The organism is Micromonospora acroterricola, assembly GCF_003172955.1.
Lineage (GTDB): Bacteria > Actinomycetota > Actinomycetes > Mycobacteriales > Micromonosporaceae > Micromonospora > Micromonospora acroterricola.
In genome coordinates this window covers 1-26208 of sequence record NZ_QGKR01000138.1, presented here as the reverse complement: position 1 = coordinate 26208, position 26208 = coordinate 1, and the positions used below count along the sequence as shown (strand labels likewise).

Annotated in this window: 17 protein-coding genes, 2 tRNA genes and 2 pseudogenes; 5 read left to right on the top strand and 16 right to left on the bottom strand. The window is 70.5% G+C overall.

Annotated features, from left to right (window positions below; all coding sequences use genetic code 11):
- The first annotated feature begins 174 nt into the window (after window positions 1–174).
- A complete protein-coding gene (locus DKT68_RS06075) occupies window positions 175–1338 on the top strand; it encodes a class I SAM-dependent methyltransferase (RefSeq protein ID WP_109816434.1) in 1164 nt (387 codons plus the stop codon).
- 85 nt (window positions 1339–1423) lie between these two features.
- On the opposite strand, the gene DKT68_RS06070 is transcribed toward DKT68_RS06075, so the two are convergent.
- The 4 genes from DKT68_RS06070 to DKT68_RS06055 are packed head-to-tail and all read right to left on the bottom strand — an operon-like array spanning window position 1424 to window position 8884.
- Window positions 1424–2404 (bottom strand): hypothetical protein, encoded by a 981-nt coding sequence (locus tag DKT68_RS06070; protein ID WP_109816433.1) that lies wholly within the window; start codon window positions 2402–2404, stop codon window positions 1424–1426.
- A gap of 32 nt (window positions 2405–2436) precedes the next feature.
- Window positions 2437–3963, bottom strand: coding sequence for an OmpL47-type beta-barrel domain-containing protein (locus tag DKT68_RS06065; protein ID WP_109816432.1), 1527 nt, complete (start codon window positions 3961–3963; stop codon window positions 2437–2439).
- Window positions 3964–3971: 8 nt separating this feature from the next.
- Window positions 3972–7907 (bottom strand): ThuA domain-containing protein, encoded by a 3936-nt coding sequence (locus tag DKT68_RS06060; RefSeq protein WP_109816431.1) that lies wholly within the window; start codon window positions 7905–7907, stop codon window positions 3972–3974.
- A gap of 23 nt (window positions 7908–7930) precedes the next feature.
- Window positions 7931–8884 (bottom strand): multicopper oxidase domain-containing protein, encoded by a 954-nt coding sequence (locus tag DKT68_RS06055; RefSeq protein ID WP_236646735.1) that lies wholly within the window; start codon window positions 8882–8884, stop codon window positions 7931–7933.
- 226 nt (window positions 8885–9110) lie between these two features.
- Here DKT68_RS06055 and DKT68_RS06050 point away from each other — a divergent pair, with 226 nt between their 5' ends.
- Window positions 9111–9740, top strand: coding sequence for a hypothetical protein (locus tag DKT68_RS06050; RefSeq protein WP_146218294.1), 630 nt, complete (start codon window positions 9111–9113; stop codon window positions 9738–9740).
- A 70-nt stretch (window positions 9741–9810) separates the two neighbouring features.
- On the opposite strand, the gene DKT68_RS06045 is transcribed toward DKT68_RS06050, so the two are convergent.
- Both DKT68_RS06045 and DKT68_RS06040 read right to left on the bottom strand, forming a co-directional pair.
- On the bottom strand, window positions 9811–10368 hold the full coding sequence (locus tag DKT68_RS06045) for a hypothetical protein (protein ID WP_109816428.1): 558 nt from the start codon (window positions 10366–10368) through the stop codon (window positions 9811–9813).
- Window positions 10369–10588: 220 nt separating this feature from the next.
- Window positions 10589–11257: a TOPRIM nucleotidyl transferase/hydrolase domain-containing protein gene (locus tag DKT68_RS06040; RefSeq protein WP_236646734.1), complete on the bottom strand. Its 669-nt coding sequence runs from the start codon at window positions 11255–11257 to the stop codon at window positions 10589–10591.
- A gap of 691 nt (window positions 11258–11948) precedes the next feature.
- On the opposite strand from DKT68_RS06040, the gene DKT68_RS06035 reads away from it, so the two are divergent.
- On the top strand, window positions 11949–12461 hold the full coding sequence (locus DKT68_RS06035) for an NUDIX domain-containing protein (RefSeq protein WP_109816427.1): 513 nt from the start codon (window positions 11949–11951) through the stop codon (window positions 12459–12461).
- A 108-nt stretch (window positions 12462–12569) separates the two neighbouring features.
- Window positions 12570–12944: a tyrosine-type recombinase/integrase gene (locus DKT68_RS31370; RefSeq protein WP_236646733.1), complete on the top strand. Its 375-nt coding sequence runs from the start codon at window positions 12570–12572 to the stop codon at window positions 12942–12944.
- A gap of 14 nt (window positions 12945–12958) precedes the next feature.
- Here the strand turns inward: DKT68_RS31370 and DKT68_RS06025 are convergent.
- The 6 genes and pseudogenes from DKT68_RS06025 to DKT68_RS06000 form a co-directional block, all read right to left on the bottom strand.
- Window positions 12959–13035: transfer RNA gene (locus tag DKT68_RS06025), tRNA-Ile, on the bottom strand.
- 62 nt (window positions 13036–13097) lie between these two features.
- Entirely contained in the window at window positions 13098–14792 is a 1695-nt protein-coding gene (locus tag DKT68_RS06020; RefSeq protein ID WP_109816426.1) for a M16 family metallopeptidase, read from the bottom strand.
- Window positions 14789–15736 carry a tetratricopeptide repeat protein gene (locus tag DKT68_RS06015; protein ID WP_146218293.1) on the bottom strand — a complete coding sequence of 316 codons (948 nt, stop codon included), beginning with the start codon at window positions 15734–15736 and terminating at the stop codon, window positions 14789–14791. The genes DKT68_RS06020 and DKT68_RS06015 overlap by 4 nt, the downstream gene beginning before the upstream one ends.
- A 66-nt stretch (window positions 15737–15802) precedes the next feature.
- Window positions 15803–15951 (bottom strand): annotated as a pseudogene (locus DKT68_RS06010) (amine oxidase); the annotation flags it as partial.
- Between the two features lie 61 nt (window positions 15952–16012).
- Window positions 16013–18140 (bottom strand): annotated as a pseudogene (locus DKT68_RS06005) (MMPL family transporter).
- Between the two features lie 200 nt (window positions 18141–18340).
- Window positions 18341–18413 (bottom strand) — tRNA-Asn (locus tag DKT68_RS06000).
- A gap of 295 nt (window positions 18414–18708) precedes the next feature.
- Here DKT68_RS06000 and DKT68_RS05995 point away from each other — a divergent pair.
- Window positions 18709–19131, top strand: a complete 423-nt coding sequence (locus tag DKT68_RS05995; protein ID WP_109816423.1) for a hypothetical protein — start codon at window positions 18709–18711, stop codon at window positions 19129–19131.
- Window positions 19132–19215: 84 nt separating this feature from the next.
- Here DKT68_RS05995 and DKT68_RS05990 read toward each other — a convergent pair whose 3' ends face one another.
- The 4 genes from DKT68_RS05990 to DKT68_RS05975 all read right to left on the bottom strand — a co-directional run.
- Window positions 19216–20223: a sugar phosphate isomerase/epimerase family protein gene (locus DKT68_RS05990; RefSeq protein WP_074313495.1), complete on the bottom strand. Its 1008-nt coding sequence runs from the start codon at window positions 20221–20223 to the stop codon at window positions 19216–19218.
- Between the two features lie 293 nt (window positions 20224–20516).
- Window positions 20517–21014 carry a sensor histidine kinase gene (locus DKT68_RS05985; protein WP_109816422.1) on the bottom strand — a complete coding sequence of 166 codons (498 nt, stop codon included), beginning with the start codon at window positions 21012–21014 and terminating at the stop codon, window positions 20517–20519.
- Window positions 21015–21278: 264 nt separating this feature from the next.
- A complete protein-coding gene (locus tag DKT68_RS05980) occupies window positions 21279–23396 on the bottom strand; it encodes a ThuA domain-containing protein (protein WP_109816421.1) in 2118 nt (705 codons plus the stop codon).
- 75 nt (window positions 23397–23471) lie between these two features.
- A partial coding sequence (locus DKT68_RS05975; RefSeq protein ID WP_109816420.1) for a PQQ-dependent sugar dehydrogenase occupies window positions 23472–26208 on the bottom strand: 2737 nt, incomplete at its 5' end.

Genomic DNA, 26208 nt, shown 5'->3' with positions numbered 1-26208 from the left:
AGCCGCACCGGCGAGGCCGGCAGAGCGGCCCGCCGCACGCGCAGAAGTGGCTGGTCAGGGGCTGTTCACCGCGCCGCGCGGCGTGCGGGCGCCATCGGCAGCTCGGTGTCGAGCAGGTCGCCGACGTGGGCGACGTACCCCCGGCGCGGAGCCCAAGACATTTACGATCTTCTCATGCAGACGACGGTGGATCGTGCGGGACTCAGCAGACTCATCTCCGCGGCCGGGGGCATCGCCGACGGCATCACGGCAGTCATCGACGACCTCGGGGCGCAGGCCGTCGCCGCGGCGGTGGTCGGCGAACTGCTGCACCGGGCAGACGTACCGGCGGGCCCCGACGTGAGCGTGCATCTGGGGTTGCGGCACGGCGACGCGACGATCCGGTACGGGCTCCAGGTCGGGTCGGCGGGAATCGCGCACCACCCTGTCGGCGGCGAGCGCGAGCCGGCCGGGGTGCCCGACGTGTCGCTGACCCAGGACCTCACCGAGGTGGTCCGCAGCCTGTTCGGGCCCCGCGGCGCGCAGTCCAGCGCGAGTCGGGTGGTCCACTGGGGGCATCTGGAGAATCCCGCGGCGTTCGACCGCCCGCTGCCCGCGTACGACGTGGTCCGTCGAATGGTGGACGCGCTGGACCGGCCGTACGACGTCGGCCTGGCCGAGCTCTGCGTCCGCTACGGCTCCGACAAGTGGGGCCACCACACCTACCCCCGCCGGTACGAGCAGCACTTCGGCCCGCTGCGCGACCAGCCACTCACCATCCTGGAGATCGGGGTCGGCGGGTTCGGCGACCAGCGCCGCGGCGGCGCGTCCCTGGAGGTCTGGCGGCGCTACTTCCCCCGGGCCCTCGTCTACGGGCTCGACATCGTCGACAAGTCGCACCTCGGTGGCCAGCGGGTCGCCGTGCTCCAGGGCGACCAGTCATCCCCCGTCGACCTGGCCCGGGTGGTGGAGGTGATGGGCAGGCCGGACATCGTCATCGACGACGGCAGCCACGTCAGCGCCCACCTGCTCGCCTCGTTCGCGTACCTCTTCCCCGTCCTGCGCGACGGTGGCCTGTACGTCATGGAGGACCTGCAGACGTCGTACTGGCCGACCTTCGGCGGTCGGGCAGGGACCTACGACGACCCGGCGACGAGCCTCGGGTTCCTCAAGACGCTCATCGACGGCCTCCACCACGAGGAGATCGTCGGACGGGCACCCGCTGCCACCGACCCGGACATCGGGGGCGTGCACTTTTACCACAACCTGGCGTTCATCGAGAAGGAGCGCAATCTGGACGGTGGAGCGCCGTCCTGGATCCCCCGGGGAGTGCGCCAGCGCACCAGCGTGCCGGACTGAGCGTGGTCCGGCGGACTCCGTCCGCCGGACCGGTACCTGCGCGCGGGGCCACGGGCCGGATCGCCCGTGGCCCCGCGAACAGCACCTACAGACCGGCCGCGCCAGCCGCGACGGCCTCCTGCACGGCGGAGGTACGGCGTGCCTCGGCGCGCTGCTCGCCGGCGTCCTCCCGGTCGGCGACGGCCGCGGCCCGGGCCATCCGGGAGGTGCCCGCACCCGCCTGGTCACCGGTCACGCCGCCACGGATCCGGTTGTTCCCGGCCACCTGGGCGACGGGGTTGTTGGACGTCAGGGCCAACTTTCCGTCGATGATGTTGTCGTCGACGGTGACACCGCCGGTGGTGTTCGTGATGCTGACGTCCCGGCCCCAGTAGCCCCCGGAGGCGCAACTGTCGAGGGTGCCGTTCGGCCCGAGCTGCACGGCCCCGAGGTTGCCGGCGAAGGTGGCCTGACCACGGACGGCGCTGCCGCACACGACACTGCCGGTGGCGCTGTTGAGCACCGACAGCGTGCCGTCGACGAACGAGTCGTGCACGTCCGTGTAGTAGGTGCCGGTGGTGCTGAGGTTGCGCTCCACCTGGGTGCCGCGGTCGAGCCGGACCTCACCGGCGCCGGCGTTGACGGTTCCGACGATCGTGGACCCCTCCACGAACAGGAAGCTGTCGATGGTGGCGGCGCCCTTCGGCCGGACGGTCACGTTGCCGGTGCGGGCGTCCTTCAGGAACGTGCCGTAACCGCCGGCGGCCAGCACCACTTGGCCGCCGATCGTGGTGTCGGTGGCGTCCAGGTAGCCGTCGGCGGCGACGCGTACCTCGCCGCTGACGGTGCCACCGGTGACCACCAGGTTGCCGCCGGCGGCGACGCTGACGTTGCCGGTGATCGTGGTGCCGGTGAGCGCGCAGGACTCGCCGGCCGGCACGTACAGGTCGTTGGGCACCGTCACCGCACCGCCGGTGCCGATGCAGTAGGTGACCAGGTCGGCGTGTGCGCTGGGCGCCACCGCCAGCACCGAGGAGGCGACGACGGCGGTCACGGTGGCCAGCTTGGCAACGGTACGTCTGGGCATCGCTGTACTCCCTGTCGATGAGGTTCGGTAACTCATGCGCCGACGTCCGATCGGGCCGCGGCTCGGACGATGGCGCCCTGCTGGCGCAGGGTGAGGGTGCCGCCGGCCACCAGGGTGGCGGTGACCGCTTCGACGTGCCGGACGAAATCGGCGTGCCCCGGGTAGGCGGCGTCTTCGTCGATCAGGTCGTTGATGGTGCAGCCGTCGCCGGTGTCGACGTTGGCGACGCCGGTGTCGTCACCGTCGATGACCACCCTGGCCCGGGTGTCCGAGTCGGGGCAGGCGTCGGTGCCGTCGGCGACCACCGTGAACGTGGTCGACTGCTCCGCCGAGGTGTTGCCGGCGGCGTCCGTCGCCCGGTACCGCAGGGTGTGCGCCCCGGTGGCCCGGACGGAGACTGGGCTGGCGTACGTGGTCCAGGCGCCGGTGTCGAGCGCGTACTCGATCGACGCGACACCCGAGTCGCCGTCGGTGGCCGTGACGGTCACGGTCGCACCGCCGACGTACGCGCCGTCGTCGTTCTGGTCGCCGGCGACCGTGGCGGAGACCACGGGCGGAGTCGTGTCCTCGGGGGCCGGGGCCACGACGGTGAAGTGGGACATCTGCTCGGCCGACGTGTTGCCGGCCACGTCGGTCGCCCGGTAGTGCAGCATGTGCATGCCGACGCCGTTCACCACGATGGGCTGGGAGTACGCGGTGAAGGCGGCGCCGTCCAACGAGTACTCGATGGTGGCGACACCGGACCCCGCGTCGGTGGCGGCCAGCGTGGCGGTGGCCGTACCGACGTAGTTGCCGTCGCCGTCCCGGTCACCGGCCACGTCGACCGTCACCACCGGCGGGGTGGTGTCCTCCTCGCTGGGCTCCACGACCCGGAACGACACCGAGCCGACCGCGCTCGTGTTGCCGGCCTGATCGGTGGCGCGGAACTGCACCGAGTGGTCGCCGACCGCGGTGACCTGCACGGGCTGCGTGTACGGCAGGAAGCTGGTGTCGTCGACCTGGTACTCGACGGTTTCCACGCCCGATCCGGCGTCGGTGGCCGTGACGGTCACCGTTGCCGCACCCACGTAGTTGCCGTCCCCGTCGCGGTCGCCGGACACGACGCCGTTCACCGTCGGCGGCGTGGTGTCGCCGCCTCCGCCACCGTCGGTGACGACCAGCTCGCCGACCATCTGACTGTGGCCGGGGATGGAGCAGAAGTAGCGGTACCTGCCCGGCGTGAGGTTCACCGTCGCCTGGTGCCGCCCGTTGTTCACGTCGAACGGGTTGGCCAGGATGTTCAGCGTCACGTCGTGGTTGTAGCCGTCGGTGGTGGTGTCGAAGGTCAGCGTGTGCGGCATGCCGGTGGTGTTGCCGGTGGCCGCGCTGTTCTCCCAGATGATCGTGGTCGCGCCGGCGACCGCCGTGGCGGGCGCGGACTTGTAGCGGGTGATGCTGTCGTCGGCGGTCCAGGTCAGCACCTGTTCCGCGACGCGCGGGGCGGCGGAGGCGGACGCGCCGGCAAACGGGGTCACCGTGAGCAGGAACGCCGCCAGCGCGGCCGTCAATCGTCGGATCATGGTTTCTCCTAGAGCTCGCGCACGCGGATGTTGCGGAACTCGATCAGATCGTTGTCGCCGTGGTTCTGGAGCCCGATGAAGCCGCTGAGGAACTGCCGCAGATCGGTCGGCGGGTCACCGGCGCGCGAGGACTGTTTGCCCGGCGTGTTGTCGAACTCGTTGATCACCACGCCGTTGCGGATCATCGTGTAGTGCTGCCCGACCACGCGGATCTCGTAGTCGTTCCACTGGTCCTTCGGGGTGACGCCGGCCTGGGCGAGCGGCACCGGATCGAAGTTGTAGACCGAGCCGGTCTTCTGCGGCTCGCCGGTCTCACCGTCGTAGATCTGGATCTCGTGGCCGCAGTAGATCGCCACCCATGCCGGTGAGGTCCGGGCGGACCCGACCGTGCCGCAGCTGCCCGGCGGGCGCTGTTCGAGCGGGATCCGCGGGTCCGGGAAGCGGATGAAGACGCCACTGTTGGCCCGGCCGGTCCCCGGTGCGATGTCGCGGAACTGCACCTTCAGGGAGAAGTCGGCGAGTTCCTTCGTGTGCCAGAGCATGCCCAGGCCGCCGCTGGAGCGCAGCGAGCCGTCCGGCTGGATGCCGAACGATCCCGACGGCGCCTGCTGCCAGCCGAGCAGCGACTCGGCCGTGCCGTCGAAGAGCGGCTCGTACCCGGTGCGACCGTCCCGCCCGATTTCGGACGCGGCAGCCAGGCGGGTCAGCGTGCCGGCCTCACGGGCAGAGAGCAGGCCGTCGTCCTGGAGCGTGTCGGTCAGCGTGGTCACGTGCCGGACGAAGCTGTTGTGGTCGGCCCAGGTGCTCTCGTCGTCGATCAGGTCGTTGATGGTGCAGCCCTGCCCGACCGTGCGGCTGGGCACCTTGGTGTCCGTGTCGCCGAGCCACACGGTGGCCCGGTTGTCCGGCACCGCGCAGCCCACCGTGACCGTGGTCTGCACCGTCGCCGTCTCCCCGTCGGCGTACGTGACGGTCAGCTTCGCCGTGTAGGTGCCGACCCGGGCGTACGTGTGCCGCGGGTTCGCCTCGGTCGACGTGGCGCCGTCGCCGAACTCCCACCGGTGGCTCACGCCACCGGAGCGGGACCCGTTGAAGGCGATGGTCAGCGGCTTGTTCTGCACGGCGACCGAGCTGGCAGCCGGCGCCGGGGTCGGAGCGCCACCGGTGTAGGTGATCCGGATCAGCTTCTGGTTGGGGTGCAGGCTGAAGAACCCGCCCGCGTAGTCGAGCAGGTAGAGCGCGCCGTCCGGCCCGAACTTCGCGTCCATCCAGCTCTGCAGCCGGGTGTCGCCGTTGCCGCCGGGGATGATGGCCCGCAGCGACTCGGCGAACACCGGCGGCGCGGCGGTGGGCACGCCGGCCGGGTCGACGGTGACCGCGACGCGGTTCTGCGCGTTCGACTGGTCGCCGATGAACCACTTCTCGTCCCAGTACTCCGGCCAGGCCACGCCGCTGTTCTTGTCGACGAGGTCGCGGTGGTAGGTCGGGCCGGACATGATGGCCTGACCGCCGCCGCGCAGGTACGGCTGGGTGTAGGTGGCGTCGGCCGCGACGTAGGTCGGCAGACCGCTGCCGTCGGTCCGCTCCGGGAACACCGGACCGCCACCGTCCGGGGAGTACCAGATCATGTTGTCCCGGGCCGGCGGGATGTCCACCAGACCGGTGTTGCGCGGCGACTCGTTCTTCAGGTTGTCGCAGTCGTACCAGCCGGTGAGGACGGTCGCGTCGGTGGTGCTGCGGTCGCGGTACGGCTGGCGGTTGCCCATGCAGTACGGCCAGCCCTGGTTGCCGGCCGAGGTGATGATGGTGGCGGTCTCGTACTTCGCCGGGCCCAGGGTCGGGCTCGGCGACGCGGCGTCCGGGCCGACCCAGCCGGCGGTCAGCCACTGGTGCTCCGGGTCGATCTGGAGGCGGGCGATGTTGCGGACGCCCATCACGTAGATCTCCGGCCGGGTCTTCTCGGTGCCCGGCGGGAAGAGGTTGCCCTCCGGGATGGTGTACGTCCCGTCCGCCTCCGGGTGGATCCGGATGATCTTGCCGGCCAGGTCGTTGGTGTTGCCCGAGGTGCGACGGGCGTCCTGGAAGGAGGTGCCCTGGTACTCCTGCGTCCAGTTGTTGCCGGAGTAGCCCTGCGAGCCCTCGGAGGAGTTGTTGTCGCCGGACCCGACGTACAGGTTGCCCTTGGCGTCGAACGCCATGCCGCCGCCCGCGTGGCAGCAGCTGTGGATCTGCACCGGGAACTGCAGCAGGTCCTTGCGGGTGGCCTGGTCGATGGTCTGGGTCCCACGGTCGTAGGTGAACCGGGAGATGGTCCGCTGCCCGACCCGCTTCACCCGGTCGACCGACTCGTGCGGCATCCAGTAGACGTAGAGCCAGCCGTTGTCGGCGAATTTCGGGTCGGGCACGATGCCGAGCAGGCCCTCCTCGTTCTTCACCAGCTCGGAGCCACTGCCCCGGTTACCCATCACCTCGAGGGTCGTGAGCAGCTTGGCCTGCTTGGTGCGCGGGTCCCACGAGTGGATGGTGCCGCAGCCCAGGCCGACGTTCGGGTTGTTCCAGTCCGCGACGGGGCCACTCGGGCAGGCCGCCTTGCCGACGTAGAAGACCGTGCCGTCCGGCGCGATGGTCAGCCCGTGCGGCTCGCCGATCTGGTCGAGCTGCCCGGGCTGGTTGGCCGCGGTGAGTCGCTCGACCTTGTAGTTCGCGGCGATCGTCGCCTGGCAGTCACCGCGCTCCAGACCGGTCGTCCACTTGAGCGCCCCGGCCAGGTGCGTGCGGAACGCCGCCTCGCCGTAGCTGCCCTCGGTGTGGCCCATGCCGGTGTAGAAGGACCGGCCACCGTCGTAGTCCCGGCACCAGGACACCGGGTGGAACGGCCCGTTGGCGCCCGGCCCCGGGTTGTAGTGGCGCTCCTCGACCTGGGCGACGGTGTGCACCGTGCCGATCGGGTTCGGGTCCCAGTTCTCCCAGCGGTCCGAGCGGGTGAGCGTCATCGGCAGCGACGCCGTGGCCGGGTGCTTCCGGTCCAGGATGTCGACGACCGCCCGGTTCACCGCCGGCGGCGCCGGTGGGGTGGTGCTGCCGGTGAACAGGCGCAGGTCAGCGAGCTGGGTCAGCGGTTCCCCACTGTTCGCGGTGATGTTCAACCGGTAGTGCTTGAACTCCTGCGGCGTGGCGATGTCGAACCGGCGCGTCTGGAACCGCTCCGCGAAGGTCTGGTTGGTGCGCCGGTCCAGATCGGACCAGCTCTGCCCGTCCGTGGAGCCCTGCAGCGTCCAGTCCTTCGGGTCACGCCCCGAGGAGTCGTTGGCCGACGTCAACGCGTAGCCGGTGATCCGCTTGGCGCCGCTCAACTCGTACGCCACCCAGGCCGTCGGCGTGCGGACGAGCCACTTCGTGCCGGAGTCGCCGTCGGTCAGCTTCTCCTTGGTCTCGTTCGGCGTGTTCTCGCCGCTGGCGGTCACCCGGGCCACCGGCTCGGCGACCGGGATGGCGCCCGCCGGGCGGGTGCCGATCAGACCGGTGAACCAGGCGGAGTCGACCTGCGCGCGGGCCGCGTCGGCGATGCCGACGAAGCCGCCGCCGGCCTTCATGTAGCTCTGCAGCGCCGCTTCCTGGTCGCGGTTGAGCGCGGCGCCCGTCGCGGAGAGGAAAACCACGCTGCGGTACGCGGACAGCCCGGCCGTGGTGAAGACGGCGGGGTCCGTGGTAGCAGTGACAACGATGTCATTTTCTGCGCCAAGATCCTTGATCGCCTCCGCGGCGCGGGCGACCGGGTCCTGTTGCTCCGCCACCGGCCCGTGGAAGACGAGGACCGCCGTCCTGTTCTCCTGCGCCGCCTGTGGTGCGGGCGCCGCCTGCGGTGCGGCTGCTGCCGCCGTGCCCTGCATCAACGTCGCGATGACCGCTCCCGCGGCGAGGGCTCGTCGTAACTGTCTTGTCATCCCCGTCCCCACTTTCGATTCACTCAGCTGCCGTGTGTGTGGGTGTGGCCCTGGAACCTGTGGATCGCCTCTTCCGCGCCCGGCGGCATGCTGCCGTCGGCGTTGCGCACCAGGAAGATCCCGGCCATGCCGCCGTCCGAGTGGGACTGCACGTGGCAGTGGTACATCCACGCGCCAGGCCCGACGCCCTCCCCGGCGAGCACCTGGAAGCCGAAGGAGCTGCCCGGATTCAGGTCCTTGTTGTCGATCACGAGGCTCGGGTCGGCCGGGCCCTCGAGCATGCCGGTGCGGTTGTCCGCCCAGCGGTGCGCGTGCAGGTGGAAGGTGTGGAAGGTGCCCCCGTGCCCGATGGCGAGCCACTCCACCCGCTGGCCCAGGTTCGCCTCGAACATCGGCGTGTCCGGCGCCATCCGGTTGTTGATCATCATGTCGTTGAACACGACCGTGAACTGCTTCTCCGGCAGGATGTCGCCGCGACGCCGCACGATCAGCGCGCCGTACAAACCCTTGGCGACCCCGGCCGTGCCGTGGTCGGTGCCCATCGCGTGGTCGTGGTAGTGCCAGTAGCCGGCACTGCCCGGCATGAACCGTCGGCCGGACGCGAGGAACATCTCCCGCGAGCGCCACACGTACGTCCGGGTCTCGCCGGGATTGTTGAACGAGGCGTTGAGCGGGCTGCCATCCGAGTCGGTGCTGTAGTCCACCCCGTGCGGATGGATGGACAGCCGCTGGGTGGTGGTGTTGACCAGGGTGATCTCCAGGGTGTCACCCTCGTAGATCTCCAACACCGGCCCCGGCACGGTGGCCTGGCCGGGTGCCAGGCCGTACCCGAACAGCCCGCCGGGCAGCTGCTCGACGTAGATGGTGACCTTCTTGGTGATGCCGGCCATGGCCTGGGCCGGACTGCCGCTGAAGGGGACGCCGACAGTGGACGCGGTCACCCCGACCGCGCCAGCGGCCAGCACTCCGGTGGTCATCAGGGATCTGCGGGACAGGTGGCGGTGGGAGCCAACGGCGTGGTCGTCCATGGGACTCCGTTCTCGACCGGGTCAAGCCGCGACAGGGCATGGTGCGACGACCGTCGAGCACAGGAGGGACGGCCCCGCGAGCTCATGAGCCGCCGCGACTTTGCTCGGAAGACTCAGAACTTTCGACTGATGACCTCAATCTATGTATCGATCCGACGGAAGTAAAGATCCTTCGATGGAAAGCTCACGGCTGACAACGATTACCGTCACCGGGCGGCCCGGCAGGATGCTGGAGACCGACCCGACCAGGCCGCCGGTTGCCGTCCTGGCCGTACGGGTAGGGGCGATCCGTGCATCTCCAGGACGGGAGGACATCGCCACCCCCCGCTGCGCCGACGCCGCCGAGCTGCTCCGGCGCTCCTGGCGAATCGAGTACCTCGACGCGGCCACCGGGAAGCCGGTCGGCGACACGATCCCCGTCCCCGTCCCCGGCTCGGCAGTGGAGCTGGTCGGCTGGCGCAACGGCGACCCGGTGGTGGAGCGGCAGTCGCCGGAGGCGGACCATGAGAAACGGCGCGCCGACCTCGCGGCGATCCCCGCCCGTGGTCCCGAGCAGGTGCTGCTGAGCGCCCCGGACGGCGTCAGCGACCTTGAGGTGCCCGGCGACCTGCTGAACCGGGCAGCGTTCGGCGGTCCGGAGCCGCGACCATCTCCGTTCGCCGCGCCACCGTGGTTGTACGCCACCCTCGCCGTACCTCTGGTGCTCGCCGTCCTGGCGCTCGTGCGTCGGCAGCGTCGACGCTCAGCCGCCGAGTCATCACCTGTGGGCGGGCATGCAGGTGGTGACAACGGAATCTCGCCGTGAGGCGCAACCGCGGGCGGCGGGCACCGTTCCTGAGCGGGGGACGTGGGTGGCGGAGCGGCGAAGCCGGAAGCTAGTTGCCGCTGTTGAGATTGACGATCACACCCTGATCCGCGCAGGCCGTCTGCAACCCGGACATGTGGGTGGTCAGCGGGCCCATGAAGGCGAGCGCGCCCATCTCCTGTTCCTCCGGCAGGCTCGACACCTGCCAGGCAATGTCAATGAGGGCGGTGCCATGCTCCCGGATCTTGTCGTGGCGGGAGTCCTCGAACTGTTCCCGCGCCTCCCGGTACTCGGCCTCGGTCAGCTTGTCGTCGCCGCTGTCCTTCGCGGTGCCGTCGATCTCCTTGCCGTCGCGCATCGCCTTGCACGCGGCCACACCGGAGTCCTCCTTGATGAACCCGTCGTAGACGGCGTACCCGCCGGCGAGCAGGGCGAGGACCGCGACGAACGCTCCGACGGCGAAGAGGAGCGGCTTGCGGCTCGAACCGGCAGGCGGCGGGGCGGGCGGCTGCTGGCCGGGATAGCCACGTGACGGGTCCTGCTGCGCCGGCTGGTACTGCTGCGGCGGGTAGACCGGCCCGCCCTGCTGGTAGGGCGTCTGCGGCGGCTGCTGGGTCGGGTCGGTCACGGTGTGCTCCCCACTGGTGTTGGCAGTTGATGCTGATCCGACCGCTGTCCTCCAGCTACGGATTGTCGGCTTGGTGACTGCGGGTGTGGCCGGTCAGGGGACGCGCCGCTGACCCTTCCGCCCGCTAGGAACTGTGGAAGACCGGTCAGGGCGCAGGCCACATCGGAGCCTCCACCACCGGTGAGCGCCCAGAGACGATCGAGGGCCGTCCTTCGGTGAGTCAAACGGCGGTGAGCAGCGCGTCGAGCGGTCGCGGCAGGGCATCCCGGCCAACTGCCGCCTCGACGAGCAGGCGTGCGTAGCGCAGGTTACGACGTGAGCTGCTGCGCAGGAACCGCCACATCTGCGCTTCGAGCTCCCGCCCGTGCCAGGCGGGCTGACTCTGGAACGAGCGGAACGAGCGAAGGTCACCCTGCGAATCGAAGAGCGCTTCAACCCGTGCGGTGCCCAGCGCGCGGATCAGCTCCTCCTCCAGATCCTTGACACAGACGTGGAACCTGAGGTGTTCCATGTCAGTGCGCGTGCGAGGCGAGCCAACATGGGCCTCCTCCAGCCCACGCCGGAACACCTCCTCCTCACCCAGGTCGCACAGACCGGCAAGTCGCACCCGGGTGCTCAGGGGAGCCAACCTGGTCAGGAAGCGGCCGATCGCGTGCGCCCCGCCGATCGGCACGATCACGACCCGTTCCGCCTCGAGATCCCGGCCGCGGCCCAGCGCGGCCGTTTCCAGAGCGATCTGATCGCTGATGCCCTCGACGAGCACCACGGCCACGGCGGACTCGACCTTCGCCAGGGCGCGGGCCGTCGCCCGGATCGAGGCGGCATTGCCACCCAGGTGGCCATCCAGCTCCCCGGCGGCGGACATGTCAGCTCGTCGGGTCGTGGCCATGGCCGCAATCATCGGTGATGCGCCTGTCGGCCGACCAGGGATTTTCGGTGGTGGGCGGGACTCGAACCCGCGACCGACCTGGGCGCAGGGTGCCCCAGCGGACCGCCAGGACCAGGAGCCACCTGAAGCTAGAAGAAGATCACGGCTCACTGGTGATGTTCCCGCAGCCGCGATGGTTGGCCCTCAGTCCACATCCGCTACGAGTTGCCCTGGACTGGTTCCTCCGGGGAGATCCGGCTGATGTTCACGCCGGCGTCCGTCTCAACCAGGGTGATGGCTCCGACCCAGGTGGGATCATCGGGATACTCCCAGGTCGCGGGGTCAGCGAGTAGCTCCGGAAGAATGGTCCTGGGTATGACCCCGCCTGGGATCAGCCCTTCCCGTCCATCATCAGCAATCCATCGTTTGTACCGGCGGACGTCGATGAGAGGCAATTCGGCAACGAGCTATGCCCAGCACCTGTCCTGTCATGGGACATACTTGACGCTCACGTCCCACCTGATGCCCGACATGATCCTCAAAGGGCGCCGCGGAAGCCTTCACGGTCCGCGACACGGGCGCGCATCGCGGCATGGCCGAACCGCCGGCGATGGCTGCCACGCCCGTAGCGATCGGACCGCGCAGACCCGGACGTCTGGGCGTCCCCTCTGGCTGAAGCGAGCTAGTCCTATCCCCGTGCTCTAATCCCGTCATGCATGTCGTCGTCACAGGCGCACTCGTCGAAAACGGCGCGGTCCTGCTGGTACACCGCAGGCCGACCAAACGGGTATACCCAGATGTCTGGGATCTGCCCGGGGGGCAGGTCGAAGCGGGTGAGTCGGAACTACAGGCCCTCGCGCGTGAGATGCACGAGGAGCTCGGTGTTCACATTGTGGCGGAGTCCTCGTCACGGTTGGGCGTCTTGCATGACGGCAGTGGTGAGGACGCCGTTCACGTGGGCGTCTGGCAGATTGGAGACTGGGTTGGCTCTCCCACCAACCGTGCACCTGACGAGCATGACGACATCGCATGGGTCGGGATCAGAGAGCTGGGCGGCCTTCCCCTCGTGCATGGCGTCTTGGCGGCAATGGTTCGTTCTCTGCCTGAGTTTGAGTGCACCCACAGGCACTTAGATGTCACCGACTGTAACCAGGACGACCGAGGAACCAAGGCCGACTGTCGTGCATGTGCTGGGACGGATTCGTCAAGCAGGTGGTGGGGCTAGACAACTCGGCTCACTGAGCTGGGTGCACTGGGCCGGCGGGGCGTCGTCGTGGGTCTTGCCACGTGGCCACTTGCGGCCGTGCGCGTCACTGGCTTCTGCTGCTCGGACTTGCCTGATGACTTCGGCTGGTCCTGCCTTGGTGATGAGGGCGAGCACTTCCGGCCAGTCTGTGAGTGCCGGGTCTTCGTTCGCGCTGCGCAGTCGATCGGCCTCGCCGAACTGACGCCGCACGAGCTCCGGCACACGGCGGCCAGTCTGGCGGTGGCCGAGGGCGCCAACGTGAAGGCGGTGCAGCGGATGCTCGGGCACGCCTCGGCGGCGATGACGCTGGACGTCTACGCGGACCTGTTCGAGGACGACTTGGACCAGGTGGCGAACCGACTCGACCGGGCGGCGGGTCGTGCTGCTGCGGACTCAGTGCGGACTGAGGGCATCGGTCCGGATCTCGATGCGGTTCGTCCGGGTCGTCGACAGCATGGATGACCAGGGAAAACGGCTGGTGGGGCGGGCGGGACTCGAACCCGCGACCGAGGGATTATGAGTCCCCTGCTCTAACCGGCTGAGCTACCGCCCCGACACCGCGCCGGATCTTATCCCGCCCCGTGGATCACGGGCCAGCAGCGATCCGGCCCCACCTCATCGCCGCCGCCGCCGCCGTCGCCGTCGCTTCACGATGGGCAACGCGAGAATAACAGTGAGCAGCCAGAGCACCACGACGGCGCCCCAGAGCTGTTCCTCGCCCGGCTCGGTCTCGGTGAGAAGCATGGCGAGGGTCAGCAGCACGCTCAGCCCGCCCACCAGTAGGACACCCACCCCGCTGAGCACCATCGCGGGGACCTCCCACCAGGTACTGTTGGCCGGTTTCGTGGGCTGCCGTACGACGGCCTTCGGCTGTGGGATCGCGTCTGGGGCGCGGGCCGGCATGGCGATCTGCCGGTCGTCCGGCACCTTGGCGTCGATGGCCGGGATCGCCGCCGGGTGCAGGTTGAACAGGGTGGGCTCGATGTGCAGCGCGATGGCGTCCGAGCCGATGAGCTGCCGCGCGCCGTCCGGCCAGACCAGCACGGCGGAGCAGTCGTCGTACCGGACGGTCAGCGGGTGGTCGGTCCGCAGGAGGGTCACTCCGTCCGCGCCGATCCGCAGCGCGGCGTTCCCTTCCATTGACGAGTAGGTGGTGCCCTGCAGGATCTCGGTCGAGTGGGTGGGTGCGGCGGCGAAGCCGGCCCAGTCGGCGGTGTGCCCGCCGGGCACCATGAGGAGCGCGGACGCCGTCACCTCCCCGGCCACCTCGTGCAGGTCCGCGAGGCTGACGGCCTTCAACTCGGCCCGGTGCTCGTCGATGGTGGGGTTCGGCTCACCGGTCAACACGTTGAGGGCGTACGACGGCAGCCGCGCGGCTTCCACCTCCGCGGTGCTGAGGGAGTCCTCCCGCTTGGCGACGGTGGCGTCCAAGTCCGCCTGCTCGATCCGCCCGACCCGCAGCTTGGCGAGGACGTCGATGAAGCCGCCGAGCACCGCGTCCTGCTTCTCTGACAGTGCGTCGGCGAGTGCCCGCAGCGACGCGTACCCGTCGCCACGCGGCTCGTACCCGGCCGTGGTGGTATACGACAGGCCGGCGTCCTGGCGCAACGACCGGTACAGCTCACGCTCCAGCACTCCGGCGAAGATGCTGGCGGCGGTGCGCCGCCGCACCACGGAGTCGAGCACCACGGCCCGGGCGCCGTTGACGAAGTACGCCGGCGTCTGCGGCAGCACCGACGAGGCCGCCGGCACCGGCTGACGGACCCCGGCCGGCAGCGCGAACCGCAGCCCGGCGGGTACCCGCTCGCCGGCGATCCAGAGCACCGCGTTCTCCCGGGTGAACCACCGAGCGGTCCACTCGCGCAGGTCGTCAGCGGTGAGCGCGCCCAGGCCCCACTCCGGGTAGCTACTCAGTCCGAAGTCCTGGGCGCCGTACCGCCACAGCGGGATCTCGTCCATCGCGGCGGCGCCCCGGCTGCTCCATTCGGTGCGCAGGATCTCCTTCTCGACGTCCAGCCTCGCCACCGGCAGGTCGGAGAGGTGCCCGCAGACCGCGGTGAGGAACGCCGCGATGTCCGTCTCGGAGCCCTGGGTGTGGAACGTGGTGAACGCGGGGGCGGTCATGCCGTTGACGTGGTAGTCGGCAAGACCGAGTGGTGCGAGCGCGAGGTGCTCGATGAGGTGGGTGGTGCCGGCGCGTGCGAGGGTCTCGTCGGCGGTGCCGACCCGGAAGGTCAGCCCGGCGTGCATCGGCCCGCCGGTGGGGGCGAGCAGCGTGGGTACGCCGTCCACGTCCAGGTGCTGGATCACGACTGGCCACCCTTCGCGTACGCCTTGGCGCGGTATTTCGTGAAGCCTTCGGCCCCGTCGACATAGGCCCAGGGGTAGTCGGTCCCCAGGTTGCCCAGGGCTCTGAACTGGCCGGCGGCGGCGGACCACTGCTCGGTCAGGCTGAACATCAGCGCGAACGTCGAGCGGACCCAGACCCAGCCCGGCCGGTTGACGAATTCCGGATGCAGCACGGATCGCTGCCCGGCCTGCATGACCTCGTCCGCCACCGGGTTGTCCCGCAGGTACGCTGCCCACTCCCGCTCGCTGTCGAAGTCGAGCCAGCGTTCCAGGTGTGCCTCCGCGACCAGCACCGCGTTGGGTGCCCCGCCGGGTGCGGCCTGGGTGCACTCGCGGGCGAAGGCGAATGCCCGGTCCCAGTCACCGCTCCACTTCGGGCAGAGCTGCTGGAGCAGACTCGCCTGTGCGGGCGCGTGGTGGGGATGGTGGCGGGCGAGGCGGTCATAGCGGCGGCGCGCCTCGTTCTGGCCCAATTCAAGACCCCGGGCGAGGGTGATCCGTTGGGTCCAGGCATCCGCGTCGTCCGGGTACCGCGCGGTGACGTCGATGAGCACCTGCTCGGCGCGACGCAGGTGCTCGTGGAACTTGTCGAACTGCGACCGGCTGACGTGCTGGGCTCGGGCGGCGCTGCGAATCCGCCAACCCGCACGGATGAGGTGGGTGCCGAGCAGAGTGCCGGCGAGCTGGTCGGTGGGGTCCTCGTCGTACACGCGGCGTAGGAACGCCGCGGCTCCGATGTGGTCGCCAGCCTCCCCGACTAGCAGCGTGTGGAAGCCGGGGTCCCGGTCCGCGAACAGCGCCTGCACGGCGGGCCAGTCGGCGGCGTCGAGCGCCTTATGCAGGTCGTTGACCTCGGGGTACGCGGCACCGGCGTCGAAGGTGGGGGCCGGTAGAGGGGCGGGCATGGCGGCGATCATAGGTGATCAACTACGGCGGCGACGTCCCGCTTTTTCTGGTCGTCAACCGCCGGGCTACGTCGGGCGAAGCTCCGCCAGCACCGCCCCGGCGCGCCAGCCGCCGGTCAGCGCGCCCTGGATCGATGGGCTGTCGCGGTGGTCACCGGCACGAACAGCCCCTCGCCCAGGGCCACCGGCTTGCGTAGCCGCCCCTGTGGTGCGCGGCGCGGCGGGGGGATGTCGCCGGCCTGGGTGCGGACGCGGCCGACGATGGCCACGTCGGTCTCAGCGAGCATCGCGGGCCTCCCGCTCACCGTTCCGTCCGGGACAACCGGCCCGGCCACCAGATTTTCGGCCCGATGTCGTACGAGAGCGCGGGCACCAGCAGCGACCGGACGATGATGGTGTCGATGAGTACCCCGACGGCGACCGCGGTGCCCAGCTCGACGAGCACCACCAGCGGCAGGACGGCCAACGCGGAGAAGGTCGCGGCGAGCACGATGCCGGCGGAGGTGATGACCCCGCCGGTGACGGCGAGGCCGGCGAGCACGCCGGCCCGGGTGCCGCGCCGGACGGACTCCTCCCGGACCCGGCTCATCAGGAAGATGTTGTAGTCGATCCCGAGCGCGACCAGGAACACGAACGCGAACAGCGGGAACGACGTGTCCACCCCGGGGAAGCCGAAGACGTGGCGGAACAGCAGCGCGCAGAGGCCGAGGGTGGCCGCGAAGCTGAGCAGCACGGTGGCGATGAGCAGCACCGGGGCGAGGAGTGCGCGCAGCAGCAGGGCCAGGATGATCGCGATGACCACGAGCACCACCGGGATGATGACGTTCTGGTCGCGCCGGGCGGCGTCGGAGGTGTCCACGTTGATCGCGATGAAGCCGCCGACCACCGCGTCGGCGCCGGGCACCTGGTGTACGGCGACCCGCAGGTCTCGGATGGTCCGCTCGGCCCTGTCGCTGTCCGGCGGGTCGGCCAGCGTGGCCTCCAGCTGAACCCGCCCGTCGACCACCTTCGGTGCGGCGTTCTCCTCGGGTGGGCCCGCCTGCGGGGTGGCGCTGAGCGGGCGCACGGCGGCGACGCCACGGACGCCCTGCGCCACCTGGGCCACCTGCCGCGCGGTCTGCTCGGTGGCGAAGATGGTGGCCGGGCTGCCGGTGCCGGCCGGGTAGTGCCGGGAGATTACCTCCTGGCCCACCACGGAGTCGGTGCGCTGGGTGAACAGGTCGGACTGGCCGAGGGTGGTGGCGCCGAGCTGGGTGAGGCCGAGGGTGAGGAGGGCCAGCACGGCCGCGGTGACCAGCCAGACCGGTCGGGCGTGCCGGGCCACGAAGCCGGCGATCCGGCTCCAGATGCCGTGCTCGGTCTGCGGGTCGGCCTGGTCGGCACGGGGACGCCGGGGCCAGAACGCCCACCGGCCGCCGAGCACCAGCAGCGCGGGCAGGAAGGTGAGCATCACCAGCAGGGTGGCGGCGATGCCGATGGCGGCGACCGGGCCGAGCGCGCGGTTGGAGTTGAGGCTGGACAGCAGCAGGCAGAGCAGGCTGAGGATGACCGTGCCGCCGGAGGCGATGATGGCGGGCGCGGCGCCCTTCCAGGCCGTGCGCATCGCGTGCCAGGGGCGGTCGTGCCGGTGCAGCTCCTCGCGGTACCGGGCGATGAGCAGCAGCGCGTAGTCGGTGCCGGCGCCGAACACCAGCACGGTGAGGATGCCCTGAGCCTGCCCGTTGAGCTTGAGCACGTCGGCGTCGGCGAGCAGGTAGACGAAGACCGAGGCCAGCGCGTACGACATGCCCGCGGCCAACAGCGGGAAGACCCAGAGCACCGGGCTGCGGTAGACGATCAGCAGGATGATCAGCACCACGACCAGGGTGACCAGCAGCAGTGGCCCGTCGATGGCGGAGAAGACCTCGATCAGGTCGGCGAGCAGGCCGGCCGGTCCGGCGACGTCCACCGCGAGCCCGTCCCGGTCGCCGCCGGCGATGTCGCGGAGCTGCTCGACGACCGCGCCGATCTCCTCCCCCTCGGCGTCGTCCACCGGTACGACGACCTGGAGTGCCTGGCCGTCCTCGCTGGGGATCGGTGGGGGCAGCGGGTTGACCACACCGGGCACCTGGGCGAAGCGGGCGACGTCGGTGCTCGCCCGCTGCCGGTCGGCGTCGGTGATGCCCGAGGTCCGCTCGTAGACGACGAGCGCGGGGATCGTCTGCCGGTCGACGAACTCGCCGGCGAGGTCCTGGGCGCGGGTCGCTTCGGCGTCGGTGGGCAGGAAGGCGGCGTTGTCGTTGGTGGCGACCTCGCCGAGCCGCCCGGAGTACGGCCCGGCCACGCCGCCGATGACCAGCCAGGCCAGTACGACCGCCACCGCGACCAGCGTGGCCCGGCCGCCGCCCCCTCCTCGCCCGGACATCCCATCCACCCCAAGAATCGACGCATCGATCGACGCAGCACGGGTCCACGTCGACACGAACCATCCTGCCGGGCGAGCGGGCCTCGGAGGCGCCGAACCGGTCAGCCCGAGTGGATCATGGAGTTGTGGTGCGAGCCCGGGGTTGGTGGGGACACGGAAACGCCCGCCGGCTCTCTGCCGACGGGCGTTGGGTGGAGAAGCTCCCCCGATTGGACTCGAACCAATAACCTGCCGGTTAACAGCCGGCTGCTCTGCCAATTGAGCTACAGGGGACTGCACACCGCTCGGCTACCGGATCTCCCCGATCGCCGTGCGACGGGACAAGAGTACAGGACATCCGGGGGTGGTGGTCCAGTGGGTTCCCCGCCGCCTCGCCATCATCGAGGCGTCCCAGGTCAAGGCCGCAGCCATCGATAATCGGGGCAAATCGTCATCCCGGCACAAGCAGGCATGAGCGGAGAGCAGGATGGGTAGTTAGCTGCGGACAGAGGACGCAGGCGCGGATTGGTCGCGCCCGGCGGGGCAGCCCGCCGGGGGTGACGGCGCGTCAGGTACGGAAGGAGCCGCCATGCGCGGAAAGATCATGTTTCTTGGCGGGCTGGCTGCGGGATTCGTCCTGGGCGCCCGTGCCGGCCGGGAGAAGTACGAAGAGCTCGTGGTCCGGGGCCGCAAGGTGCTCGACCACCCGACCGTCCAGGAGGCGGCCGGGGTCGCGCAGGCCCAGGCCAACAAGCTCTACAGCGAGGGCAAGGACAAGCTCGGCCAGACCAAGCTGGGCGAGAAGCTGGGCACGGGCAACGGCGGCTCCGGCAAGCAGGAGCTGACCGCCGCCGACGACGCGTTCGCCGGCACGCCCGCCACCATGGGCGCCAAGGCGGGCTCCGGCTCGTCGGGCTCCAGCAGCACGGCCGGCTCGACCTCCGGGTCGCCGTCGGCCACGACCCCCCGCAGCAAGCCGTCCGGCTCGGGCACCAACGCCAGCACGCTCTGACCAACCGCACGTTGACGGGCCGGTCGCCGGTAGGCGACCGGCCCGTGGTCTGTCCGGGTGCGGTCCGACCGCTCCGCCGGGCGGTCAGTCCTTGCTGCTGAACGCGGCGTCGAAGGCGGCGCTCGGGGCGTCGAAGGCCAGCCGGCGGACGAACTGCAACGCCTCCGGGGCGCCGACGAGACGGTCCATCCCGGCGTCCTCCCACTCGATGGAGATCGGGCCGGTGTAGCCGATCGCGTTCAACGCCCGGAAGCAGTCCTCCCAGGGCACGTCCCCGTGCCCGGTCGAGACGAAGTCCCAGCCGCGGCGCAGGTCGGCCCAGGGCAGGTGGGAGGCGAGCCGCCCGCGCCGGCCGTCCCCGGTGCGCACCTTGGCGTCCTTGCAGTCCACGTGGTAGATCCGGTCGGCGAAGTCGAAGATGAAGTTCACCGGGTCCAGCTCCTGCCAGACGAAGTGCGACGGGTCCCAGTTCAGCCCGAACGCGGGCCGGTTGCCGATCGCCTCCAGCGTCCGCTTCGTCGTCCAGTAGTCGTACGCGATCTCGCTGGGGTGGACCTCGTGCGCGAACCGCACCCCCACCTCGTCGAACACGTCGAGGATCGGGTTCCACCGGTCGGCGAAGTCCTGGTAGCCGCGCTCGATCATCGCCGGCGGCACCGGCGGGAACATCGCCAGGGTGTGCCAGATCGACGACCCGGTGAAGCCGACGACCGTCTTCACCCCGAGCTTCGCCGCCGCCCGCGCGGTGTCCTTGATCTCCTCGGCGGCCCGCTGGCGGACGCCCTCCGGCTCCCCGTCGCCCCAGATCCGGCCCGGCAGGATGTCCTGGTGCCGCTCGTCGATGGGGTGGTCGCAGACCGCCTGACCGACCAGGTGGTTGGAGATCGTGAAGACCTCGAGGTTGTGCTTCGCGAGCGTCTCCCGCTTGCGATCGACGTACGAGTCGTCGGCGAGCGCCTTGTCGACCTCGAAGTGGTCGCCCCAGCAGGCGATCTCCAGACCGTCGTAGCCCCACTCGGAGGCGAGCCGGCAGACCTCCTCGAACGGCAGGTCGGCCCACTGGCCGGTGAAGAGCGTGATGGGTCGCGCCATTGTCCTTCTCCCCCTGTTGTGATGGGGATTCCGTGTGCGGACCGGGGCGAGGGTGACCGGTCAGACCGGTACGCGGCGTCGCGACGGGACACCGGTGGGTGCGGGACGCACCTGGGCCCGGCGGGTTGCGCCTCCCACCGGGTCACCGGCCACCGTCACGGTCGCCGCTCCCACCCTATTTCCGCCCGTCGCATCGCGAAAGCCCACGGCCCCGGGTTGTTCGGGCGGTTTCCGGCCGGCCGGCCGCAGCGCGGTGACGCCGGTCGATCCCGGGTGACGGGCGCCCGGTGGCGTCACTCGGCCATCTCCTCCGGCGCGGGCAGCACGGCCCGGACGGTGAAGCCGCCGCCGGGACGCGGACCGGCGGTGAAGCTCCCGCCGATCCGCTCGGCACGCCTGCGTACGCCGAGCAGACCCCGCCCCGCACCCGGGCTGCCGCCGGCGGCGGGGCCGGCGCCCTCGTCGCGTACCTCGATCGTGATGCCCTCGGCGTCGTAGCGCAGCCGGACCGCGACCCGAGCGCCCGGGGCGTGCCGGCGCGCGTTGGTCAGCGACTCCTCGATGATGCGGTACGCCGCCACGTCGACCGCACCGGGCAGCGGCCGGGGCGGCCCGGCCAGGGTCCAGTGCACCGGCTGGCCGGCGGCGAAACCCTCCACCAGCGCGTCGAGGCGGTTCAGGCTGGGCGGCGGCCCGGTCGACAGGTCCGGCTCCTCGGGCCCGCGCAGCGCCTCGCGCAGCCGGTGACCCTGCGCCCGCGCCATCCGGTGCCACCGCGCGAAACGCCCCATGCCGGTCAAGGTACGGCAGCCGCCTGTGAGCCGGCGTGCGGCGTCCACGGGACACGCCCGGGTCGGCGCGGCGGCCACGGACACGCCCGGTCGGCGCGGCGGTCGGTTGAGCTGGCCGCCGTGCGGGGCGCCGCCGCGAAGCGCCGCCCGCAACCGCGCGAGCGCGATACCTCAGAGGTATATCTATGCCTCTGAGGTATCGCGCTCACGGCTGGGACCGGCCCGCCGGGCGGGGCACGCCCGGCGGGCCGAATCAGCGAGGGGTCAGGGCAGGGTCCACTTCTGGTTGGCCGCGCCGTTGCAGGTCCAGAGGTGCACGATCGTGCCGTCCGCCGAGTTGTTCCCGGAGACGTCGAGGCACTTGTTCGACGCCGCGTTGCGCAGGCTGCCGTCGGCCTGGGTGGCCCAGTTCTGGGCCCCGGTGCCGTTGCAGGTCCAGAGCTGGATCTTGGTGCCGTCGGCGGTGCCGCTGCCGGACACGTCCAGGCACTTGCCCAGCGCCTTGACCGTCGAGTTCGGCGTCACGGTCCAGGTCTGCGCCGTGCTGCCGTTGCAGGTGTAGATCTGGATCTGGGTGCCGTCGGCGGTGGCGCTGTTGCGCACGTCGAGGCACTTGCCGCCCAGACCCTTGACCGGGCCGGTCCCGGGGGTGCCGCCACCGCCGCCCTTGACCAGGGTGAAGTCGTCCACGTCGAAGAGCCCTGTGCCGCTACCGGTGAACGTGAGGTAGAGGTTCTGGGTGCCGGACGGGACGTTCGACAGGGCCGTGGTGACGTTGGCGAAGGTCGTCCAGCTGCCGGTGTTCGGCACCGCGACCGAGCCGAGCACCGGGCCGGTGGCCGAACCGGTCCGCACCTGGATGGTGCCGCCGGCGCCGCCGGAGACGACCCGGGACGTGAACGAGGTGACCCCGGTCAGGTTCACACCGTTGTACGCGGCCCAGTCGCCCGGGTCGATGTAACCGATGGTCTGACCGCCGTTGGCGCCCGCCTTGGTGAACGGGGTGACGCCGTTGGCCGAGCTGAACGCCTCGGCCTGGACGGTGGTGTTCCCGGTCGGCGGCGGCGTGGTGCCCAGCTCCTTGACCCGGATGTTGCGGAACGAGGCGTCGTCGCCGGTGCCGTGGTTCTGGATGCCGATGTGGCCGGCCAGCGAACGGACCGGGTTCGTGTTGGTGAAGTCGTTGATCTTCACTCCGTTGAGGAAGATCTGGAGACGTTCGCCCTCCACCAGCAGCTCGTAGGTGTTCCACTCCCCCGCCGCGTTGAGCGCCGCGTCGCGGGCCGCGATGTCGGCGGACTTGAACGTGTAGACCGCCCCGGTGGTGCGGTCGGCCGCGTCGGTGGCGTCGATCTGGATCTCGTAGCCGTTGTCCACCGCCGACCACGGGTCACTCGACGGTGGGAAACCGATGAAGATGCCGGAGTTGTCGTCGCCGGCAAGCTTCCAGTCCAGCTTCAGCGAGTAGTTGGTGAACTGCTTCGCGTTGTACCAGAACAGCCCCATGCCGCCCACCGAGGTGAGGGTGGCGTCGGAGTTGGTGAAGTTGCCCGGGCCGGCCTGCGACCAGCCGGCGGTCGAGCCGTTGTAGATCGGGGTGTAGCCGGTCTCGGGCCGGCAGTCGGCCTTGCTCCGACCGGCCGCGTACCGGATGCCGCCGAGCAGGTGGGCCCGGAACGCCGGCTCCGCGTACGACGCCTGGGTGTGCCCGGCGCCGGTGTAGAAGGACCGGCCGCCGCTGTAGCTCTTGCACCAGGTCAGCGGGTGGTCGGCGCCCATCCCGCCACCGGAGTACGACGACTCGTCCAGGGTGGTCAGCACGTGAGCGGTCGACCGGGCGTTGGTCCGGTAGTTGTACCACTCGTCGGTGCGGGTCCAGGTCTGCGGCAGGTGCGCGGTCGCCGCGTGCCCCCGGTCCTCCACCTTGATGTTGGCCTGCTGGATCGCCGGGTGCGACGCGAACCACGCGCCGACCAGGTTGCCGTAGAACGGCCAGTCGTACTCGGTGTCGGCGGCGGCGTGCACCCCCACGTAGCCACGGCCCGAGCCGATGTACGACTCGAACGCGGTCTGCTGGGTGGCGTTGAGCACGTCACCGGTGGTGTTGAGGAAGACCACCGCCTCGTACTGGTTGAGGTTCGCGGTGGTGAACGCCGCGGCGTCCTCGGTGGCGGTGACGGTGAAGTTGTTGCCCGCGCCGAGGTCCCGGATGGTCTGGATGCCGACCGGGATCGCGTCGTGGCGGAAGCCGGCGGTCTTGGAGAAGACCAGCACGTCGTAGGGGGCGTCGGCGGCGCTGGCAGGGCTGGCCGGGGTGGTGCAGGCGATGACGGCGAGGACGGCGGTGGCCGCGCCGAGGACGGGTCGCAGGAGTCTGCGCATGTCGCTCTCCTAAGAACGGTTAGGAGGGGCCCCTCGTACGACACTAGGCGTCACCGAGGGGCCCTTCCTGTCAACTCAGGGCAGGATCCACTTCTGGTTCGCGGCGGCGGTGCAGGTCCAGAGGTGCACGACGGTGCTGTCCGCCGAGTTGTTTCCGGAGACGTCGAGGCACTTGCTCGACGCCGCGTTGCGCACCGTGCCGTCGGCCTGGGCGGCCCAGTTCTGCGCCCCGGTGCCGTTGCACGTCCAGAGCTGGATCTTGGTGCCGTCGGCCGAAGCGCCACCCGAGACGTCGAGGCACTTGCCCAGCGCCCTGATCGTGGAGTTCGGCGTCACGGTCCAGGTCTGCGCCGTACTGCCGTTGCAGGTGTAGATCTGGATCTGCGTGCCGTCCGCGGTGGCGGCGTTGCGCACGTCCAGGCACTTCCCGCCCAGACCCTTGATCGGCCCGGCCCCGCCGGTGGGCGGCGTACCGGTGACGAAGGTGAACGCGTCCAGGTCGTAGAGCGCGCCGGTGCCCGACCCGGCGAAGGTCAGGTAGAGCGTGGTCGTGCCGGTCGGCGGGTTGGTGATCGACCCCGTCACCGTCGCGAAGGTCTCCCAGCCCCCGGTGACCGGGACCGTGGCCGAGCCGAGCACCGTGCCGGTGGCCGAGCCGGCCCGGACCTGGAGGGTGCCGCCGGCGCCCGCCGAGGAGACCCGGGCGCTGAACGAGGTCACGTTGCCCAGGCGGTACGGCTGGAACGAGATCCAGTCACCGTTGTTGATGTCGCCGACGGTCTTGCCGCCCTCGGCCGGGGTCTTGCTGAACACGTTGATCCCGGAGGAGCTGCCGAAGAACTCGGCCTGCCGGTGTCGCGGCGGCAGCGTGTGCTGGGTGTGGGTGGTGAGCCCACCGGCGTCGGTGTACTCCGCGTCGAAGATGGCGAAGATGTTCGCCGCGTCGTCGTGCTCACCGTCGACCGGGATGGTGATCGAGCCCGAGCACCCGGTCTTCGAGGTGATCTGGTGCCCGTGCTGGTCGTGCCCGAGCACGTAGGTCATCTTGACCTTCGTGCAGTCGATCGTGCCGTCCTCCGGGTCGGTCACGGTGATGCTGAACGGCACCGTGTCGCCGAAGCTGAACAGCTGACCGTTGCCGGGGCTGTTGATGGTCACCGTCGGGGCGGTGTTGCCCACGTTGATCAGCACGCTGGCGGTGCCGGTGGCGCCCTGCGGGTCCCGGACGGTCAGCGTCGCCGTGTAGGTGCCGTTGGCGGTGTACGTCTTCGTCGGGTTGGCCGCCGTGGAGGTGGTGCCGTCACCGAAGTTCCAGGAGTACGTCAGCGCGCCGCCCTCCGGGTCGGACGAGCCGGCCGAGGAGAACGTCACCGCCAGTGGCGCGGCGCCGGAGGTCCGGTTGGCGCTGGCGGCGGCGTTGGGCGCCCGGTTGCCGCCGGCGACGTAGTCGAAGCGGTAGAGCGCGGAGTTGGCGTCACCGTTGAAGTAGCCGGTGCCGTAGTCGAGCACGTAGTACGCGCCGTCCGGGCCGAACGCCGAGTCCATCACCTGCTTGCCGACCCAGGGGAACGTGTCGATGGTGCCCCGGGAGCCGTCGGCGTTGACGTGGATCGGCTTGATCCAGCCGCGCCCGAACTCGGTGGCGAAGAACTGCCCGTCGAACGACTGCGGGAACTTCGTGGTGGAGGTCGACGAGGCGTTGTACCGGTAGACCGGGCCGCCCATCGGCGACTCGGAGCCGCCGCCGAACTCCGTCGGGGTGCCGGCGTCACCGGCGTACCGGATCCAGGCCGGCCTGGCCCCCGGCAGGGTGGGCAGCCCGGTGTTGCGGAACGAGTTGTTGGTCGGCCCGCCGGTGCAGTTGTACTTCGCCCCGCCGGTGTTGCTGGCGAAGTCCCACTCGTTGTACGTCTCGGTGGCGGTGTTGGTGCCGGTGCAGTACGGCCAACCGTAGTTGCCCGCCGACGGGATCCGGTTGAACTCCACCTGGCCGGACGGCCCGCGGGTGGAGCTGGTGGAGCCGGCGTCCGGCCCGTAGTCACCGACGTAGACGACGCCGGTGGCCTTGTCCACGCTGATCCGGAACGGGTTGCGGAAGCCCATCGCGTAGATCTCCGGACGGGTCCGGGCCGTGCCGGGCGCGAACAGGTTGCCCGACGGGATGGAGTACGTCCCGTTCGCGTTCACCTTGATCCGCAGGATCTTGCCGCGCAGGTCGTTCGTGTTGCCGGCGCTGCGCTGGGCGTCGTACGCCGGGTTGCGGTTGGTTCGCTCGTCCAGCGGCGAGTAGCCGGCGGACTCGAAGGGGTTGGTGTCGTCGCCGGTGGAGAGGTAGAGGTTGCCGGCGGCGTCGAAGTCGATGTCGCCGCCGACGTGGCAGCAGAGGCCCCGGTCGGCCGGCACGTCGAGCACGTCGACCTTGCTGGCCTGGTTCAGGGTGAAGTCGGCGTTGAGGGTGAACCGGGAGAGCCGGTTGACGCCCTGCCACGCCGAGAAGTCGGTGCCGGTGGCGGGCGCGTCGCCGCCGGGGGTGGAGAGCGGCGGGGCGTAGTAGAGGAAGACCTGCCGGTTGCTGGCGAAGTTCGGGTCGACGCCGACGCCCTGCAGCCCCTCCTCGTCGTGCGTGTAGACCGGCAGGGTGCCGATCACGGAGGTGGTGCCGTTGGCGTCGGTGCGGCGCAGTGTGCCGTTGCGGGCGGTGTGCAGGACCGAGCGGTCCGGCAGTACGGCCAGCGACATCGGCTCGCCCATGTCGGCCACGCCGCGGGCCAGCTCGACCTGCTGAAAGTCCGTGGCGTTGATGGGGTGGGCC